Here is a 778-nt window from a genome sequence, read left to right on the forward strand (position 1 = left end):
ATGCTAAGCATGCTAAGCATGATGCTAAAGCGATGCTTAATGATGCCTATATATATAACAATAACATTAACAATAACATTAACAATAACAATAAAAATAAAACTATTATTTTATCAAAAAGAGAAATTGATTTTGAAAATTTAGAAACAAACGATTTTGTTGAAAAGGCAATCGAGTGTGATGATGTTCAATCAGAACAAATCAAAACGATAGAAACCAAACAACCAGTCATTCGCGAGCAAAATATCAATCTTTCAAACGAAGTTAACAACCGATGGCAAATTAACGAAGCGATGATTGCGAAATTGCCTTCACGAAAAGTTAAAAAGGTTGGAAAACAACTTTCAGAAATCGTTGATAAGATAATGCCTGCTTATTTTCCAGAGAAAGCAAACTTTTTTGAAGGAACAAAGAAAATAAGGGAAAAACAAGAAGTTGAAAGAATACTAGAAGATTTCAAACCCGATTTTCAATACGCAACTGAACAAGGATTAACGCATGATGAAGCCTTATCAGAATTTGAAAAATTTGTACGCTTTTCAAAAACCAATCCATGTCACAATGCAAATGAACGCGATTGGCAAAGCGCTTGGGATAATTGGATTACGCATCCAGAATATGGATTGGTAATTAAGAAACACAAAAAATCAGAAGTGAAAAAACTATATGAAAGCGCATGTTATAAACCACCGTCAAACAATTTCGCAAATAACCTTTCAGAAAGCTTCAATCAACTTGCAACAGCGATCTACGCTTAAAGACACTTATGGATCCGAAA

1 protein-coding gene is annotated in these 778 nt (G+C 32.8%); it reads left to right on the forward strand.

Translation table 11 applies throughout. The features are described 5' to 3' along the window. Positions 1–32 precede the first annotated feature (32 nt). Positions 33–758, forward strand: coding sequence for a hypothetical protein (locus ACFINO_RS10260; RefSeq protein WP_375655720.1), 726 nt, complete (start codon positions 33–35; stop codon positions 756–758). Positions 759–778 lie beyond the last annotated feature (20 nt).

Origin of the sequence: Bartonella sp. AA83SXKL (assembly GCF_042196965.1) — a bacterium.
In the GTDB taxonomy this organism is placed as follows: domain Bacteria; phylum Pseudomonadota; class Alphaproteobacteria; order Rhizobiales; family Rhizobiaceae; genus Bartonella.